At 53.7% G+C, this 16,762-nt stretch carries 18 protein-coding genes and 1 pseudogene; 8 read left to right on the forward strand and 11 right to left on the reverse strand.

Translation table 11 applies throughout. The features are described from left to right. The coding region (locus G9Q73_RS09490; RefSeq protein ID WP_177419572.1) for a transglutaminase domain-containing protein at positions 1–1,059 on the reverse strand (1,059 nt) is incomplete at its 3' end. 546 nt (positions 1,060–1,605) lie between these two features. Between G9Q73_RS09490 and G9Q73_RS09495 the strand changes: the two genes are divergently transcribed. Together G9Q73_RS09495 and G9Q73_RS09500 are read left to right on the forward strand one after the other, a co-directional pair. After that, the gene (locus tag G9Q73_RS09495) at positions 1,606–2,553 is read left to right on the forward strand and encodes a DUF481 domain-containing protein (RefSeq protein ID WP_177419573.1); all 948 of its coding nucleotides are present in this window, start codon (positions 1,606–1,608) and stop codon (positions 2,551–2,553) included. Between the two features lie 159 nt (positions 2,554–2,712). Then, entirely contained in the window at positions 2,713–2,889 is a 177-nt protein-coding gene (locus tag G9Q73_RS09500) for a hypothetical protein (RefSeq protein ID WP_177419574.1), read from the forward strand. On the opposite strand, the gene G9Q73_RS09505 is transcribed toward G9Q73_RS09500, so the two are convergent. From G9Q73_RS09505 to G9Q73_RS09520, 4 genes and pseudogenes are all read right to left on the reverse strand, one after another. After that, the gene (locus G9Q73_RS09505) at positions 2,878–3,657 is read right to left on the reverse strand and encodes an alpha/beta fold hydrolase (protein WP_177419575.1); all 780 of its coding nucleotides are present in this window, start codon (positions 3,655–3,657) and stop codon (positions 2,878–2,880) included. The genes G9Q73_RS09500 and G9Q73_RS09505 overlap by 12 nt on opposite strands. 57 nt (positions 3,658–3,714) lie before the next feature. Beyond that, positions 3,715–4,239, reverse strand: a complete 525-nt coding sequence (locus tag G9Q73_RS09510) for an RES family NAD+ phosphorylase (RefSeq protein ID WP_177419576.1) — start codon at positions 4,237–4,239, stop codon at positions 3,715–3,717. Next, positions 4,239–4,598 carry a helix-turn-helix domain-containing protein gene (locus G9Q73_RS09515; RefSeq protein ID WP_177419577.1) on the reverse strand — a complete coding sequence of 120 codons (360 nt, stop codon included), beginning with the start codon at positions 4,596–4,598 and terminating at the stop codon, positions 4,239–4,241. Before G9Q73_RS09515 ends, G9Q73_RS09510 begins: the two co-directional genes overlap by 1 nt. A gap of 83 nt (positions 4,599–4,681) precedes the next feature. Beyond that, a pseudogene (locus G9Q73_RS09520) lies at positions 4,682–5,110 on the reverse strand (oxidoreductase dimerization domain-containing protein); the annotation flags it as partial. Positions 5,111–5,304: 194 nt separating this feature from the next. Between G9Q73_RS09520 and G9Q73_RS09525 the strand changes: the two are divergent. The 3 genes from G9Q73_RS09525 to G9Q73_RS09535 all read left to right on the forward strand — a co-directional run bounded on the left by G9Q73_RS09525 (position 5,305) and on the right by G9Q73_RS09535 (position 6,903). Continuing rightward, positions 5,305–5,799 carry a hypothetical protein gene (locus G9Q73_RS09525; RefSeq protein ID WP_177419578.1) on the forward strand — a complete coding sequence of 165 codons (495 nt, stop codon included), beginning with the start codon at positions 5,305–5,307 and terminating at the stop codon, positions 5,797–5,799. A 244-nt stretch (positions 5,800–6,043) separates the two neighbouring features. Then, positions 6,044–6,613, forward strand: a complete 570-nt coding sequence (locus G9Q73_RS09530; protein ID WP_177419579.1) for a sigma-70 family RNA polymerase sigma factor — start codon at positions 6,044–6,046, stop codon at positions 6,611–6,613. Between the two features lie 17 nt (positions 6,614–6,630). Then, positions 6,631–6,903 carry a zf-HC2 domain-containing protein gene (locus G9Q73_RS09535; protein WP_177419580.1) on the forward strand — a complete coding sequence of 91 codons (273 nt, stop codon included), beginning with the start codon at positions 6,631–6,633 and terminating at the stop codon, positions 6,901–6,903. 27 nt (positions 6,904–6,930) lie between these two features. Here G9Q73_RS09535 and G9Q73_RS09540 read toward each other — a convergent pair whose 3' ends face one another. After that, positions 6,931–7,620 (reverse strand): TVP38/TMEM64 family protein, encoded by a 690-nt coding sequence (locus tag G9Q73_RS09540; protein WP_177419581.1) that lies wholly within the window; start codon positions 7,618–7,620, stop codon positions 6,931–6,933. A 71-nt stretch (positions 7,621–7,691) separates the two neighbouring features. Further along, on the reverse strand, positions 7,692–8,327 hold the full coding sequence (locus G9Q73_RS09545; RefSeq protein ID WP_177419582.1) for a DUF3047 domain-containing protein: 636 nt from the start codon (positions 8,325–8,327) through the stop codon (positions 7,692–7,694). Positions 8,328–8,623: 296 nt separating this feature from the next. Between G9Q73_RS09545 and G9Q73_RS09550 the strand changes: the two genes are divergently transcribed. Next, positions 8,624–10,339 (forward strand): dihydrolipoyl dehydrogenase family protein, encoded by a 1,716-nt coding sequence (locus G9Q73_RS09550; RefSeq protein WP_369408869.1) that lies wholly within the window; start codon positions 8,624–8,626, stop codon positions 10,337–10,339. 282 nt (positions 10,340–10,621) lie between these two features. Then, positions 10,622–11,767, forward strand: a complete 1,146-nt coding sequence (locus G9Q73_RS09555; RefSeq protein ID WP_177419583.1) for a coiled-coil domain-containing protein — start codon at positions 10,622–10,624, stop codon at positions 11,765–11,767. A gap of 96 nt (positions 11,768–11,863) precedes the next feature. On the opposite strand, the gene G9Q73_RS09560 is transcribed toward G9Q73_RS09555, so the two are convergent. The 4 genes from G9Q73_RS09560 to G9Q73_RS09575 form a co-directional block, all read right to left on the reverse strand. Beyond that, entirely contained in the window at positions 11,864–12,694 is an 831-nt protein-coding gene (locus G9Q73_RS09560) for a multiheme c-type cytochrome (protein ID WP_177419584.1), read from the reverse strand. Further along, positions 12,691–13,434 (reverse strand): DUF6969 family protein, encoded by a 744-nt coding sequence (locus G9Q73_RS09565; protein WP_177419585.1) that lies wholly within the window; start codon positions 13,432–13,434, stop codon positions 12,691–12,693. The genes G9Q73_RS09560 and G9Q73_RS09565 overlap by 4 nt, the downstream gene beginning before the upstream one ends. Positions 13,435–13,447: 13 nt before the next feature. Then, positions 13,448–14,626 (reverse strand): YeeE/YedE family protein, encoded by a 1,179-nt coding sequence (locus G9Q73_RS09570; RefSeq protein ID WP_177419586.1) that lies wholly within the window; start codon positions 14,624–14,626, stop codon positions 13,448–13,450. Positions 14,627–14,748: 122 nt separating this feature from the next. After that, on the reverse strand, positions 14,749–15,546 hold the full coding sequence (locus G9Q73_RS09575; protein WP_177419587.1) for a c-type cytochrome: 798 nt from the start codon (positions 15,544–15,546) through the stop codon (positions 14,749–14,751). Positions 15,547–16,184: 638 nt separating this feature from the next. Here G9Q73_RS09575 and G9Q73_RS09580 point away from each other — a divergent pair. Beyond that, a complete protein-coding gene (locus G9Q73_RS09580; protein WP_177419588.1) occupies positions 16,185–16,418 on the forward strand; it encodes a hypothetical protein in 234 nt (77 codons plus the stop codon). The last annotated feature ends 344 nt before the right edge of the window (positions 16,419–16,762 follow it).

A 16,762-nucleotide genomic window follows, 5' to 3' on the forward strand; every position in this document is an offset into this window, starting at 1 on the left:
CAGGAGGTCTCGTGATAAGGTCTCCGTTTCCATACTTGGATTCTGTACATCAATTTCCAGTGTCAAACGGGTAAGGGTGGAATTTGCCAACACCGGTGGAAGACTGCTGAAAAATTCTTGGTAATTTTGCCCTCGAATTATAGGATTGCTGTCTAATGTGGCGTTGTTATCCGGTGTGGCGCCGTTGTCATCCACCATCAGAAAGGGTGAATAAGTATATGTCTTAAATCCACCAATCATCGCAGGTGGCTGATAGCTGCTTACAAAATGCGCCAGTGACAGCGCCTTTCCGTAAACTTCAGGTGTTGAAAAAGTGTGTTCCAAGGGAGTCTTATACGTAAAGTTAGAGAGAATATTGTAGAATTCTGCCTTGAGTCGGAGAGTCACTTTATGCCGTTCTGCTTCAGGAACCTCGAAGTAGGATGAATCGGCTATACCACGCACAACTCCATCGGAAAAACTGGGATCAAGTAGTGTTCCATCCTCAAGTTCAACCCACCAGTGATCGGTAGCTTCAGCCATGAATTCAGGATCGTTTACAGGATCGGCCTTAGCGTATTTATCCGGAATATACCCCACGGCCTGAGCCATCAGTTCCGGATCAAACATCGAGGCGATCAATACCTTGGCATCCGCCTCGCCAAGCGTCCCTCGCACATACCGCGCCCCAATCCCCTGTCCCCGTAGCAGGGCGATCAGCAGGCTGGCCTGGTCCAGGCTGTTGCCGGCATCGGACCAGAGGGCACCACGCGCCCCGCGCAGGGAGCCGGTATAGGCCTCAAAGCCGATCTCGTCCCGCACGAAGGCGAAGGCGGCCTCTATGCCGGGGCCGAGTTCGGCGATCTTTTGCTGGATGAAGCGGTCTTCATGATTGGCATCCACCGTGGAGACGAGCCATTCCGGCACCCCCTGAGCCTGAACCGTGCTGATACCCAGCAGGAAGAACGGATCTATATCGGGGAGGGAGTATCGGAACGGTGGTGCACCCTGGAACACCAGGAAGACAGAAAGGAGACGCGCAAGAAACCGAAACCATAGAGTCTGAGTCCAGTGTGACACGGTGCCCTCCCCAAACAATCGCCTGGCAAATGGGGGCTTGCGGATTTCGCCACATCCGAAGGATGTCTCCTTCAGGCTCCCCATCGGCAACCCGCAAAAAAATAAAAGCCGGACTGCCTGAACGTGACCCTGACGGAGGTCACTCCCGGCAGCCCGGCTTGTCTCAGACTCCCCCCACCGCTATCCGAAACTGTCAGCGTTCAACGCCTGAACCTCAGTATGCGGGCGGGAACATCGAGTCCCGTTTGCTTTCCGTCCCCCGTAACAAAGGGGGTTGGCTTTTATCGGTATTTTTACCTTCTATAGATAATCTAGACAGCTTTCCCGTGAACACAAGACCTGAAAAGATATAAGGCTGATCTGCGTCAACCAATCTATTGTTTTATAATGATTTGGTCATTAAACCCCATTTTGTGAGACCCAAAGTTCCTGGCGTTTTCCCTCAGATGCCCTGTTCATTTTACAATTTCATTGCAGGATATTGGTGTAATACATGCTAATCTTCCGCCCAATTTCTTACCCCCCGTGCAAAGGAACCTGACCATCATGCGTCTGACAACCTCACTCTTTACCCTGATCGCTCTTTCGCTCTGCGCCTCCTTTGCGTCCGCCGCCATAATCCATCTTAAAAACGGCGATACCCTGACCGCACCGATCATTGCCGAGACGAATGAGAGCGTGACCCTGCTGCACGACTCCCTCGGCTCAGTCACCATCAGCCGTTCACAGATCTCCGAGATTCTCGCAGAGAAGAAAGCAGCTGAACCACAAGCTGACACGCTGGAGAGCGAAGAATCGGCGAAATCCGAAGATCAGGGGCTGCTCGCCAGCGGTTTCATGAAGGACTGGAGTCGAGAACTCGACCTCGGCCTCAGCGGTGCCGAGGGCAACAGCCAGAAATTCAACCTGCACGCCGGTTTCGGCGCAGACTATTCAGATGATGAGGATATCTGGAAGTTTCGCACCGCTTTCGACTCTGCGCAAAGTGACAACGAGACCTCTCAAAATCAGTTTTTCGCAGATCTGCAAAAAGATTGGCTGCGCCCTGGCTCCCTCTGGTTTACCTATGCGCAGGGCCGCTATGACTGGGATGAGTTCAAGGACTGGGATCACCGGATTTCGGGCTCCGGCGGTGTGGGTTATCAGTTCATCAAAAACGATGACTGGCTGGTAAAAGGCAAGGCCGGTCTCGGCGGCAATCAGACCTTCGGCGGCAACGACGAAAAGTTCTCTCCGGAGGCGATCCTGGGCCTGGATGCGGATTGGAAGATCTCCGACAAAGAGTCCCTGTCGATGGGCACCACCTTCTATCCCAACCTGAGAGACAGTGGCGAGTTCCGTAACATCTCGACCCTCGACTGGAAGATCTCCATGGATAAGGAGGGTGCGCTGGGCATCAAGATCGGTCTCTCCAACGAATACGACTCCGAAGCGATTGGAGACACAAAAGAGAACGACTTCAAATACAACGCATCGCTGGTCTGGGGGCTTTGAACTGGATCACAAAACAGGGCGGGGCTTATAGCTTTGCTTCCCTTGAACTCCTATGATTTCCGGATGTCGTATCAGGACAGGTGGATGGCGGGTTGTAACAAGAACCGTTCAGCTAAAACCCTAATCTGACCACACGATAAACCAACGGAGTGAAGCGAGATGCATCAGGATCAAGAACAGCGGATGCAGCAGGAGAGAAACAGGACATCCAGGATGGCTGAATACCGGAGGCGTCACGCCACTGCCTTTTTTCAGACCCTTTCCCAGATCGCCTACGGTAACCAGCCGTCAGAGCAGGATGAGTTCAAAGCCATTCCGCATCGATCAGCGGTTTGAAAGAAACAGCGTTACCTGGCGGGAAAAGGCATCGGGCTGTTCCGCATAGAGCCAGTGCCCGGCGCCGGCCAGTTGTCGCATCCGTGCATAGGGAAAAAGTGTTTTGATAACAGCACGAGAGTCCGGCGACACATAGTCTGAACTACCGCCGTGGATAAACAGCGCCGCCCCTGGAAACGGGGCGGCGGTCACATCGGGAAATCCCAACAACTCCGGCATCGCGTCCTGCAACCCGGAGAGGTTCAAACGCCACTGCCAGTGATTCCCGATCTTCACAAGATTCTGCAGCAGATATTGGCGCACCTCCAGCGACGGCACCGATCCCGATAAAAGGGCATCCGCCGCTCGCCTGCCTGCGAGTCCCTCCAGGTCCAATCCGCTCATGGCCTGCAGGATCGGCTGAAAGTGGTCTGGGTAGGTCACCGGTGCAATATCCGCCACCACCAGTTTCCCCACCCGTTCCGACCTGTTCAATGCCATCCACATGGCAACCTTGCCACCCATGCTGTGACCCAGCAGATGGGCAGTATCGAGATGCAGACGATCCATCAGCGCCAACAGGTCACCGGCCATAGACGGATAGTCCATCTCAATTGTGTGTGGAGAGCGGCCGTGATTTCTACTGTCTGGAACGATCAGATGAAACTGCTTCTCCAGCCGTTTGACTATACTCATCCAGTTGACCGAAGAACCGAACAGGCCGTGCAACAGGATCAGCGTCGGCAGGGCCGGGGCACCCGCTTCGCGATAGTGGAGCTCAACAGGCATAAATGATCAACGCTTCAAGCTCAGTAGTCCAGGCTTGGCCAATAATCAGCACAGCTTTTATTTGCGCCATGAATCCTCGTTTTTTGGCAGCCGGTGAAAATCATCGATTACGACTACCTTGTGAGGCACCACACTGCCCCACACCCAAAAAACAAGATTCTTCCCATTCTCAGGGGCATTTTTTGCAAAGGACGGGACAATAATGCCAGCAACCCCGTCTTCAATGATTCGTTGTGACAGCGCCCAACTGGGCGGTATCCGGCCAACTCCAGCCAGCATTTCCCAAGGTGATGAGAGATGGTCCAAATCAATCCCCAGCTTGCCTCTCTCTTTTGGATTTGTGAGATCCGTGATGTCCGAGCAATCCACTTCATAGGTACACAGCGTGGTAGGTTGAGGACGGTGAGGAAATCCCTGGTGGTATTCGGCCAGCGCCGCAATTTCAGTCAGGGAAGTATAGAGCGCCTGTACGCCTTTTGGATTGAACCGGCCGCCGTGACGTTTGGCGCCATCACCTGAGAGTGGGTCGAATGACCAATAAGGATTATGTGCGCGATAGACCCATCCCTGGAAATGGATCATTAAGCAAATCCACCTTCCGCAGTGCGGTTTATGTACTGCATGACCAGATCAGCATGCCCTTGCTTGACCAGTGCTTCAGCCGTGAGATCCCCAAAGCTCGGAATACCTTCAGAGCGGTACCAGGCAAAAGCCTGGAAAGGGGTGCCACACCATGGGGTTACCCGGTTGATGATCATGACCAGATCCCGCAGGCGTTTCTGCGATGATTTTGAATGCACCCGATCCTTCTTGCTGACCGCATCGACGGACAGACCCGCAAGTTGCGCCACCTCTTTAATGGTGGTGTGGAATTCGTCAGCCACTGTCCTGGGATTCACAAAACCCTGGGGATCAATCAATTTTTGCGCCAGCACACTCATTTTTGCCGCCAGTATTGCCCATTAATATAGGCAAATTATAGGACATATTGGTTATTTGTACAGAGGGGCAGACAAAACAACACTTACTTTTTCCGCGACTTCGGCGGCAGCAGATCGGTAATCGTCCCCTCGGCCATCTCGGCGGCAAAGCAGATGGTCTCGTTGAGGGTCGGATGGGGATGGATGGTCAAGCCGATATCCTCTGCATCCGCGCCCATCTCCAGCGCCAACACGGTCTCGCCGATCAGTTCCCCGGCGTTGGGACCGGTGATACCGGCGCCAAGAATGCGTTTGGTCTTTGGGTCGAAAAGCAGTTTTGTCAGCCCGTCATCCCGTCCGATGCCCAGGGCACGGCCACTTGCGGCCCAGGGAAAAACCCCCTTTTCATACTCGATACCCTCAGCCTTGGCCGCTGTCTCGGTCAGCCCCATCCAGGCAACTTCCGGATCAGTGTAGGCCACAGAGGGGATGGTCATGGGATCGAAAGAGGCGGGTAGACCGGCGATCACCTCTCATCTGCGAAATTTTCAAGTCCGCAATCACAGAAATACGAGCGCTACCCTCCCGCGCTGGCTGAAAACGCCCATCAGCCCCACAATGGGTGGCAACCACAGGATGCCTTTGAGAGTTCCCGTTTCTGTGCAGCCTGCCACCAGTTCGATACAGACGGTTACGCACTAGCGCGGCAAGCCTGCTTGAAACACCTTTGAGGGAATTGGCAGGCAAGCCTCAGGCGAAAGAGGGGAAAAGTTGTCAGTCCTGTCACATGCCGGACCGCCGTCATCTGTGGCGAGGCATACATGACAAGGCAACTGTGCTGTCGGGTGTTAAGATCTCGCTGGACGGGGTAGAGACAAACAACGATAGGGTCAGCGGCATCCTGTCCCTGACCAGCACGGAGGTGGGACACCGCTTCCCCACCTATGTCACCCCTCGCGTGGTGATGGAGGCGATCCAACTGGACAGTCTCAATCAACAGATTCCCGTGACCCGGCAGGAGCAGATTGTCGCCAGGCAGGTGAGCCTCGACCTGAGCCAGGAGCTATTCGATACCCGCCTCGCACCCGGCGAGACCGCCCGCCTGGATTATCAGGCTCCCCTCCATCCTGATACCCAATCAATCCTGCTTCCGGATCCAGATCGAGCCAGATACTTTCTACCGGGACTTCTATCGGGCCACCCTGAACAACGGGTCGAGTGATAAAGGTGCTGAAACCCTCCGCCTCGCACTACAGAATGCCGAGGCATCGGTCTATACTCTGTTTCGCAGGGAGATACCGCTGGAGTTGAATAGTGGGCCATAATCGTTGACTGGAAGTCTATTGGTCTGACTATGGATTTCGCCCAATCCAATGCATATCTTTCCTCTTATCCTGACTTGAAGATTCATTTGAGAACAGCTAGGTTATTGAGCGTTTATTCAATAAACCATTCAAGGGAAGCGCATGTCCATATCGGAACCCGAACGCTGGCTTGAGGAGCATGGCTCCGCACTCTATTCGTTCGCATTCCTGCATGTACGCGACGGACATCGGGCTGAGGATTTGGTGCAGGAGACCCTGCTGGCCGCCCTCAAAGCCCGCGAACGTTTTCAGGGCAACGCCTCTCTCCGAACCTGGCTCACCGGCATCCTCAAGCACAAGATCATGGACGAGTTCCGGCGACAGTCCCGCGAGGCGCCCACTCCGAATTCTCCCGAGGATGCGTGGGATGCGGCTGAAGCGCGACGGGTGGCGGAAAATTTCACCGATAGTGGCCGCTGGAGTCAGCCACTCACAAATTGGGGAGACTCAGAGCAGGATTTTTTCCGTGATCAGTTCTGGTCACTGATCGAGCAGTGTTTGACCACACTCTCCCCTCGTGCGGCACGACTCTTTGTTTTGCGCGAGTTATGGGAGATGGAGACCGGAGAGGTTTGTAAGGAACTGGCCATCACACCGACCAACCTCTGGACAACACTGCATCGCGCCCGATTGGGTATGCGGCAGTGCCTGGAAAAAAATCTGTATGCCTGATGTGAGGTCTCAGCACAATGCTTACCTGTAAAGACGCGAGCCGCCTGATCTCCGAGGGACAGGATCGAAAACTCAGTCAGAGGGAAAAGATAGGCCTGCGCCTTCATCTGTGGATGTGCGACAGCTGCCGTCTCTTCGAAAAACAGCTGGGCCATCTGCGCCAAGTCGTGCGCCGGGGATGGGCACATGGCGACATACCCACGGACAAGCAGTTGCCCGAAGAGGCCCAGGAACGAATCCGCAAAGTCCTTAAAGAACACTCAGACGACGGCAGCAACTCATCTACTTGAGACAGGCTGTCGTAACCATCTGCAGAATCAATGGTGATGGGTATCTGTATGCTGGAAGTATTTACGCAGAGAAAAGAGATCGCTCTTCTCAATCAGCCTCGGCACAAGAAAAAACAGGAAGACAACTGTGACACCCGCAATCAGGCTGATAACACCCCCTTCCACTACCACGGCGCCAAAGGTAACGTAAAGATAGGTCAGAGGCAGCATGCCAAGATAGGTGGCAATACTGAATTTTGCCAATGACATCTTGGTCAATCCGGCGCCATAACTGACGATATCGAAGGAGATCATAGGCATCAGCCGGGAGAAAAAAACAATTTTCGTCAGCAACCTGTCGGAACAGAGTGTACAGAAATTGATGTGGCCACTTATCAGGTTCTCTATCAAATCACGTCCCAAAAAACGGGCAATAAGAAAACTGATCATCGCCCCCAACAATGCGCCGATCGACGCGTACAGGGTTCCGGCGATTGGGCCGAAAACCGTACCGGCCGCGATATCCAACGGCAAACTGGGAATCGGACTTATCACCACAGCGGACGCCATCACACCAATGAACAATAGTGGCGCCATAGGTCCTGCGTCATTCAGCCACTGACTGATCCTGTCAGGCTGCAGAAAATCGCTGATCTCATAATAGGACTCAACCCAATAGAGCAACACAAAAACAACCAGAACGAGGCCAATCTTCAGTATGAATTCAGGCCTTTTCATTAGTCCGGTTCTGCATAGTAATTCCAAGATTCAAAAACGGAGCTACAGCTGCCTTCCAACTCACAGATGCCTCATTCCGACGAAAAGTAGACATCACCGTACCAGGCTGTCGCTTTTTCACCAGTATTATCCGTATCCGTCATGAGTGCTATCAGGTCGATCTGATGAACATCCTGACCGAACAGTTGTTTAAAATCCTCCTTCAGATTGCGTCGCTCTGACTTCCACAGCAACACATCCGATTCGCCTGAGTGTACAGCAACCATCATTGATTGATCGGTATAGGCGCTGGGCCAGACGCTGCCCTCTGCCTGACTGCTCGACCAGACGTAGTTGATGGAGCGTGTCCGCCAGGGAGTCCAACCACCCTCCTTCACCACATAGATCCTTGCTGGATAGTCATCGCCTTGCCGACTACGTTCATCTGGACTATCCAACACGCCAGCGACTCGCCAACGCCAATAGAGATACGGTGTCTTGTCCAGATTGATAGAGATCTTCTTCACCAGCACGGATGCGGACCCCTTACTTACCGCCTTTACCACCTGCTTGCCGTCCTCTTCGATCAACTGATAACTCGTATGACCTTTAAAACTGTGTCTCTCCCATCCGGCCAGGCCATCAGTAGAGATATGTTCAACAATAGGCGACGCTGCATGAAGGATGGCAGAGCCGCTCAGCAGGCAGACCAGCAAGAAGGTTTTCATATTGATGTCCGCTAATCCTCTCTATCCTGAAACAAGTATTCCAGCAAACTCATCGTAAAATAAATATTAGAGCGCATGCCCGTTACCTAATCCAATGAGATACTCACAGAACAGCACACGACTTGGTCGCACGAGAGTGCTATTTCCTTACTCGACCGATACTACATCCTACACTCACGGCCAAGAAAAACCTTTCTCTACTAACGATGCATGATCTGTCTAGGGTCTGTAAGCTTTTTTCCTAATCGACGACTAAGAGGAGCCGCAACTTACCAGGCACTTACGGAGAGATAATAGTGAAAATCACACCCCGAACATTGTTCGCTTTTGCGATCCTCACCCTCATAGGCGTCTTTTTCGCCATAGGAGCTCTGACTGGCATCTTTTCACCCGTTCTTCTTATCTCCCTATCCTTGCTTGGCACTTCCCTGCTGGCCGCCAATAAGGTCGTGGCGTGGATAAAGGCCAGAAAAGTTTACGCAAAATGGCAGAAGCCTTCCACATTCGATCGTAACCTGGTGGTGATTGGGGCGGGATCAGCAGGATTGGTAACTGCCTATATCGCGGCGACGCTGAAGGCAAAGGTCACGCTGATCGAAAAGCACAAGATGGGTGGCGACTGTCTGAACACTGGATGCGTTCCCTCCAAAGCGTTGATCCGCTCGGCCAAGCTACTCTCCCACATGTCTCGTTCCAAAGAGTTCGGCATCCGTAAGGCTCATGCTGACTTTGACTTTGCCGAGGTAATGGAGCGGGTGCAGCGTGTAGTAAAGACGGTTGAGCCCCACGACTCAGTGGATCGTTATACCGAACTCGGCGTGGATGTGATTCAGGGCGAAGCGAATATTACCTCACCCTGGAGCGTAGAAATCAAAACGACGGAGGGCATACAAACCCTTACAACCCGCAACATCGTCATCGCCACCGGAGCCAAGCCCTTTGTGCCGTCGATCCCAGGGCTTGATGAGGTCGGCTACCTCACCTCCGACAATATCTGGGATCTGCGAGAACGACCACGACGTCTGCTTGTCCTGGGTGGAGGCCCTATTGGATCGGAGATGGCACAGACCTTCTCCCGCCTGGGTTCACAGGTCACCCAGGTGGAAAGACGGCCCCGACTTCTGATCCGCGAAGACCCGGAGGTGTCGGAAATGGTCATCCAACGCTTCCGCTCCGAGGGTATCAATGTGCTGCTGGAACACAAGGCAAATCAGTTCCTGATGGAAAACGGCGAGAAAGTCCTGATCGCAGAAGATCTGCAAAACGGAGGGGTAGAGATACGCATCCCCTTCGATGCGCTGTTAGTGGCGGTAGGCCGTGCAGCCAACCTAAAGGGCTTTGGCTTGGAAGAGTTGGAAATCCCCGCCGGTCGCACCATTGAGACCAATAAGTTCCTGCAGACGATCTACCCGAACATCTACGCCGCAGGCGACGTAGCCGGTCCCTTCCAATTCACCCACACCGCTGCTCACCAGGCGTGGTACGTGGCAGTCAATGCCCTGTTCGATCCCTTCAAAAAGTTTCAGGCAGACTACTCGGTCATCCCCTGGGCCACCTTCGTCGATCCGGAGGTTGCACGGGTGGGTTTAAATGAGCTCGAAGCCAAGGAACGCGACATTCCCCATGAAGTGACATTGTATGGCATCGACGACCTCGACCGTGCCATTGCCGACGGAGAGGCCCACGGCATGATCAAGGTGCTCACTGTGCCGAAGAAGGACAAGATCCTCGGCGTCACCATCGTGGGTGAGCACGCCGGAGACCTGCTTGCAGAGTATGTGGTGGCCATGCGCCATGGTATTGGCCTCAACAAGATCCTGGACACCATCCACATCTACCCGACCCTGGCTGAAGCCAACAAATATGTGGCCGGGAACTGGAAACGTGCCCACGCACCTGCAGGTCTATTACGCTGGAGCAAGCGATTTCATTCATGGCGGCGTGGAAAAAATGCAGAAGGAGCGGCAGTAAACGAGACATTTACTCCGGCTGGAGAGAAACACAGTCGTTAGATTGTGTAGTTGTTCAGACTTAATCTGGCAGAGAGTGTCAGATGCTGAATTACCGCTAACGACGCGGAGCGGACTCTCTCAATTTACCTGAAAACGTGGTGCGTCCCCTGCGGACGATGGTGAGCTTGATACCAATGGAACGGTGGACCAATAGCTCTGAATTTCAGGGAAAAAGACGTTTATTCTTCCTGCCCCCCCATGATCCCATTAAATATCCTCACCAATCCCTTTATTTCTAGTTAGTTAGCAGTCATTATTAAGAAGTCATCTAATATTCAGCTTATGTCCCTGAAAAAAACATCAAAAAAGGATCTACAGACAAGGCTTGACCAGCTCAAGGAGAAGGTCGAGACGATAACCAGTCGTCTCGACCGGCAGTCCTATGCACACAGCAAACTCAAGGGCAAGGTCAAGTACCTTTGGCACGACGCCCACGATCTGTTGGGGGTACGGGCCAGCCTGCAGTCTCAATTCCAGGGGCTTGCCGATGCGAATGAAGGATTGCCGTACACGTGTCGGCTATTGCAAGAGTCGGATGATCGGCTCGAACAACAGCAAACCGACCTTGCCCAAACCCTCTCATCGGTTCAACAACAACTGGATGCGCTACAGTGTGATAACGACCTGGGGGGTGAATTGGCATCCCAGGGGCAACACCAGCAGGAGCTGGTACAGATCACCGAAGGCCTGGCTGCCAAACTACAGGATCTGGAGGAGAGCACCTCACTGGTGGAGCGTGCCGGTGATGAGCTGGAAGCGCGCATCAACACCCTGGAGGGCAGTGCCTCCGAGATCCTCAAGCGACAGCAGGAACTGGACGAACTCACCCATGGGCTGAATGATCATGTGGAGGTTTTGCCCGCTCTACAGGCGCGCCTGGATAAACTGACTTCTGACCTCAATACTCTGTGGGACAATGCAGATGGCATGGGTGTCAGCCTGAAACAACAGACCCACATCACCACACTGCTGGGTCAGTCTCGCGATGATTTGGCCGACCGTACCGGGGCATTGGAAAACGAGCTCCGCACGTTAGCAGAACAGCAGTCACAGCACCTCAGTTCGCTATCAGACAAGATGGCCGGGCTTCAGAAGGCACTGGATCACCTCTCCAACCAACCCCAAGACTTACCGGCCAGCGGTAATGACACCCGGCTGCACGACTTGGAAGAGACCACTTCACGGGTGGAACGTGCCGGGGATGAGATCCAGGCACGTACCGTGACCCTGGAAAGCGGCGCCGCTGAGTTATCCAGCCAGCTGCAGGCCATGGAACGGCAGTTATCAGAACGGGTGGAAGAAACCGGCAGCCCTAAGGTGGAACTGGACGATCTGTGCCGCTCCCTTGAGCAGCAGCTCAACGGATTAAAGTCTGAACAGTCGGCCAACCATTCCCGCCTCGAAGAATTTGTTACGTATTGCTATTAGGGCTGTCCAGTTGGATCGCCTCCATCACCACGCGAGGGGGTGACATAGGTGAAGCGGTGTCCCACCTCGTGCTGGTCAGGGACGGGATGCCATGACCTATCGTTTGACTGTCTCTACCCCGTCCAGCGAGATCTTAACACCCGACAGCACAGTTGCCTTGTCATGTATGCCTCGCCACAGATGACGGCGGTCCGGCATGTGACAGGACTGACAACTTTTCCCCTCTTTCGCCTGAGGGCTTGCCTGCCACTCCTCAAAGGTGTTTTCAAGCAGTTTGCCGTTTAGTGCGTAACCGTCTGTATCGAACTGGTGGCAGGCTGCACAGAAACGGGAACTCTCAAAGGCATCCTGTGGTTGCCACCCATTGTGGGGCTGATGGGCGTTTTCAGCCAGCGGCGGGGAGGGTGGAAGTGCCTTGTTTCTGTGTGGGCCATGGACTTGAAAATTTCGAAGATGGCAGCCGGCGCAGATCAATCCCTGATTGTAGAGCGGGTCAGTGGGAATAGTCTCTTCCTGGGGGTTGCCGGGGCCGGTTTCTCCACCGGAGAGCCACGCAACCACTTCATCGGCCTGCTCCGCCAAGGGCGCATGACAATGCAGACAGGCTTGATGTTCTGCCCTGTTGACGGGGTTCATCTCCATGAGTTGACCCAGCAAGCCGGGGCTCATGGCGTGGGCGTGCAGGCTTCCCTGCCAATCCTGGAGCTGCTGTGGATGGCAGATCCCACAGGCCCTGGGGTCGAGCGAGGCCTCCAACGCCGGGAAGGAGGCCGGCGCTTCGCCCTGATGTTGCAGCGGACGTTGCCAGTGGCGGGAGAGGAAGGCGCTGATGGATGTGTTGGGGTCGTTGTCAGCCATCGCCGTCGAGATCAGCAGCGTAAACACCGACCCGCAGGCAAACAGAAATTTGATCGGGTGATGGTTCACGCTGAAGCCTGCTCCAGCGACGCCATCCACTCATCCACCGAAATGGGCAGATACCCCGTTAGCTCCAGGTTGCGGTCTTCAAACACATCCATCCCGGGATGGGCCTGCTGCCAGGTGGAAATCACAACGTCGCGGTGGGTGAGCAGGGCACGGATATGCGGTTGGAACAGCCTGACCATGGCGCTGATCCAACGGTTCACCGGCCAGGAGGGCCAAGCGTGCCCGATGGCGAAGCGGGGCAACATTTCGATCATGGTTTCAGCAGGATACCAGGTTTCCCCCGTCACCCAGCGATTGGCGGCAAACAGCCCGATAGGCCGACCCCAGGCATCCATGGAGATGCCCACCAGATGGCCGATTGCATCGTCCCCCTGTGGCCAGGGTTCGCTGGTCAGGGGGTAGTCTAGCGGTCTGGCGCTTTCAGGCATGCCCCCAGCCCGCAAAAAGGTATGGAAATGACCATGCTCATCCGCATCGTTGCGATGGGTGTGATAGTAGTACTGGCTGTGGGTCTCGTCGTCAAAGACATCATCTTTTGGATAGTGTTCCAGTTCGATAAAATCACCTTGGTCTTTCAACACCTCACCTACCAGGTTGAGACCGATTCGCTCCAATGCCCGCATACTGGTACGCACCTCAGTGCCTGCTGTCAGCATCACCGCGATTTCTCTGGATGGGAGTTGAGCGGGATCAGGCGGAGTGAGGGTGGGCAATGGGATATCGAAATTTTTTTTGTTCACTCGTTTCTACTCATCAGTTTGAAAGTCCAAAACGGGGTCGCCAGCGTACACCCAGTGCGCTGCCCAGCAGAGCGCAGGCGATCCAGAGCCAGCCGTGCAGGCTAAGGGAAGCGATGCCCGAAAAAAAAGCGCCAATATTGCAACCATAGGCGATGCGGGCGCCATAACCCATCAAAAGACCACCAATGATGGCGGCAGCAAGTGAACGCAGGGGGATGTGGAACCTGGGTGCGAATCGGCCACCCAGTCCGGCGGCGGCCAATGCCCCGAGCAGGATGCCGATATTCATCACGGAGGTGACATCCTGCAGGATGCCGGCCTGTAGCGCCGACTGCTGGAAAGTGCCGCTCCAGAATGGCGCACTGGACGGATCCCAGCCGAGAAGTAGTGCTGCCTTGGCGCCCCACAGGGTAAAGGCCCAGGTGATGGTCCAGGGATGACCCGCAGTCAGCAGGGTTGCGAAATTGAACAGCGCGAGCAGCAGAGCACCGATGACCAAAGGCCAGGGGCCTGATAACAGACGCCGCCAGCCTCTCTGTGGTGGGGTGGCAGCAGGTTTTTTCCGGCTGCGCCAGCGACGCAGTAGCAGGGCAAGCAGAGTGATAAAAACCAACTGGATTGAGACAGCGGTTGTGTATCCCAAGGGTTCGGCGAGCGACTGGGTCTGTAGTGATGGAAGTTGTTGCCACCAGCCCATGTGAAGACTTGCCCAGAAGGATCCTGCACAAAAGGCGAAGAGGGTGATCAGCATTCGCGGTGCACCACCGCCGGCCTTGTAGAGGGTGCCGGAGCCACAGCCGTCGCCAAGCTGCATGCCGATACCAAACAGAAAGGCACCTGCGGCGACCTGTAGACCTGCTGGAGCCACTGCACCTGCTACGCCATGCCCAAAAACAGCGCCACTGCTTAGAATCGGTGCGAACAGCAGTGTGGCAACTGCGAGCATGAGCAGTTGGGCATTTAAAGCGGCGGTATCACGGTAAAGCATAAAACGCCGGTAGGCACTGGTAAAACCGAAGGCCGCATGTTGCAGGGTGATGCCGAGGGCGACGCCAATCAGGAGCAGCAGTGCAAGGCGTGGCTCGTTGGTGAGTAAGAGTGGAATCACGACAACCAGCGACAGTAACAGCACCGGCCACTGGATGATGCCTTGCGGTGCATCGTGAAAGCTGGTTTCAGTTGTGAGCGGCATCTCTGATGATTCCGGTAAGTGCTGCTGGGGTTCGGTCATCACTGGGCCGGATTAAGGGTTTGAGCATTCTCAAAACCACTGCGTGAATGGACGGCGGGCTGGAACGCCCGCCGCATGACACGTTAGTGCATCTTAGCAGAGCAAGGATTTCTCGGCGCGCATGGGTTCTTGGCTGCGCAGGGATTTTTCGCTGCGCAGGGATTCTTGGCGGCACAGGGATTTTTTGCCCCACAGGGATTCTTGGCGGCACAGGGATTTTTTGCCCCACAGGGGTTCTTGGCGGCACAAGGATTCATTGCGCCCATCTTGTGGGTCTTGGCGAAGCCCTTCTGTTGTGCCAAAACATAGCCGGTGAGGGCGGCCAGCTCTCTTGAGTCCCAAGCCAACGCTTTGGCATTCATGGGCCCCATCATACAGAGCTGCACCATCTCATCGGCATATACTGCTTTCAGTTTCTGCTGGTCATCGGCCATGCGTACATAGTGAGGGTAAGGTTCAGCGAAGGTGGCCTGATAAGAGGCGTTATTGTCATGGCAGGTATTACACGACATGCCATTGGTGCTCAGGCGGGTGTCCTTGAACAGCTTGCTGCCCTCGGTGGCAAGGGCAGCACTGTTGCCTCGGTAAGGCCTGTAGTCGGCGGGTCGGGTCACTTTTCCGGCCCCGCATGGATTTTTAGCTGCACAGGGATTTTTTGCGCCGCAGGGATTTTTCGCCGCACAGGGATTCTTGGCCGCACAGGGGTTTTTTGCCGCACAGGGGTTGCAGGGATTGTGCATCTTCATCGCCTGCTTGGCGGCGCAGGGGTTTCTGGCCCCACAGGGATTGGCGGCATAAAGGGGTGCGCTGCTCAGGGCAAATGTGGCCAGGCAACCTGAGAGAATGGCATTTAGCGTCTTTTTTCGTGTGGTGAGTTTCATCGTGTTTCTCCTGGGTAAAAAGCGGTAACGAGTATCTTTTGTATTTTGTTTTCCGTCCGTTAGTCGCTCTGATACGGAGATCCTTACAGTTTGGTTTCGGAAATGGTCTGTTTTTTTGTGTGGATGCCATGGTGAATCAGTAATGTCCCCGCCGACAAGGTGAGTGCGATCAAGATAAGGGTTGTGATGCCGGGTTACGGTTTTACATCTCCATGTTATGCTCGCGGCTTTATCATTCCAGGAGTGCTTCGGCGAGGGGGTGTAACGAAATAAAATGTTACACCCAAGGCATGCGTGTTAGATAGATCTATAACCAACTGATTAATAATGATAAATGTATATTGTACAGCCTTGATCTGCTTATAAATGCTCGTTTTGTTACACCCCGAAAAGATATTTCTGCTCTCTTTCCTATCATTCTATCTGCTTGATTTTAGGTCAGTAATCTTAAATTGCATGTAGTGGTACGTTTTTTGCTTGAGGTTAAGTCAGCGCATTGAAAAAACGGTCAGCAGGGATCAATAGTGAGTTTAAGACCGTAATGGATATGCCATTTACTCCAGGATTGTTTGTTGGTGAGGAAATTAAAATTCTGGGTGCTACAAATACAAATCGTAAGTATAGAAGGGGATAAGTCAATGAAATATCAAAAGCTAGTAAATGAGCTTGACAGCCTTTTGGATTCTGCCACCAAGCAGTGTCATAAGCGCCAAGATGAGTTTAAATTCTTTCTCGGGCAGCTTAAGGCGGAGAAGAAAAAACTGCGCAAGAAACTGGAAAGAAAAAATAACAAAGCTATGCGTAGGAAGCTAAAGAAAGACCTGAGCCTGATAGAAAACGCATACGCTAATCTGGGTGCTTTAACTTATTAAACCTATACAAAATACGTTAATCGTTTCTGAATGAAAGAAGTTTAATTCGACAATAAGGTGCTTCAAATGCAATCTGAAGACAATACGAAAAGCTTAGAATTTCCAGCTGACGTTTTTATCATGCCTGTGCTGTTTATTTTCGCAGTGATTTCCTTGGTAGCGTTATTAAGCATGATCTAATTGGTTTATCTCTTGTTGGAGCGTATATCTGAAGTTGGAGATATCAACAGAGGGCTGGATTCGGGAGTCAATGAAGCGTGGCTATATCAGTCACTCGGAGAATTGACTTCTGTCTGATGCCGGTTAAAGCAAGCGCTAAAACTCTGAGTTGGATGGCACTGAAA

Origin of the sequence: endosymbiont of Lamellibrachia barhami, assembly GCF_011947365.2 — a bacterium.
In the GTDB taxonomy this organism is placed as follows: Bacteria; Pseudomonadota; Gammaproteobacteria; order Chromatiales; family Chromatiaceae; genus QGON01.

Bases quoted from the DNA above. Each gene is read 5' to 3' on its own strand.
- G9Q73_RS09495 (WP_177419573.1), top strand. From the start codon at position 1,606: ATGCGTCTGACAACCTCACTCTTTACCCTGATCGCTCTTTCGCTCTGC.
- G9Q73_RS09575 (WP_177419587.1), bottom strand. From the start codon at position 15,546: ATGAAACTCACCACACGAAAAAAGACGCTAAATGCCATTCTCTCAGGT.
- G9Q73_RS09545 (WP_177419582.1), bottom strand. From the start codon at position 8,327: ATGAAAACCTTCTTGCTGGTCTGCCTGCTGAGCGGCTCTGCCATCCTT.
- G9Q73_RS09530 (WP_177419579.1), top strand. From the start codon at position 6,044: ATGTCCATATCGGAACCCGAACGCTGGCTTGAGGAGCATGGCTCCGCA.
- G9Q73_RS09515 (WP_177419577.1), bottom strand. From the start codon at position 4,598: ATGAGTGTGCTGGCGCAAAAATTGATTGATCCCCAGGGTTTTGTGAAT.
- G9Q73_RS09570 (WP_177419586.1), bottom strand. From the start codon at position 14,626: ATGCCGCTCACAACTGAAACCAGCTTTCACGATGCACCGCAAGGCATC.
- G9Q73_RS09555 (WP_177419583.1), top strand. From the start codon at position 10,622: ATGTCCCTGAAAAAAACATCAAAAAAGGATCTACAGACAAGGCTTGAC.
- G9Q73_RS09505 (WP_177419575.1), bottom strand. From the start codon at position 3,657: ATGCCTGTTGAGCTCCACTATCGCGAAGCGGGTGCCCCGGCCCTGCCG.
- G9Q73_RS09580 (WP_177419588.1), top strand. From the start codon at position 16,185: ATGAAATATCAAAAGCTAGTAAATGAGCTTGACAGCCTTTTGGATTCT.
- G9Q73_RS09510 (WP_177419576.1), bottom strand. From the start codon at position 4,239: ATGATCCATTTCCAGGGATGGGTCTATCGCGCACATAATCCTTATTGG.
- G9Q73_RS09500 (WP_177419574.1), top strand. From the start codon at position 2,713: ATGCATCAGGATCAAGAACAGCGGATGCAGCAGGAGAGAAACAGGACA.
- G9Q73_RS09535 (WP_177419580.1), top strand. From the start codon at position 6,631: ATGCTTACCTGTAAAGACGCGAGCCGCCTGATCTCCGAGGGACAGGAT.
- G9Q73_RS09540 (WP_177419581.1), bottom strand. From the start codon at position 7,620: ATGAAAAGGCCTGAATTCATACTGAAGATTGGCCTCGTTCTGGTTGTT.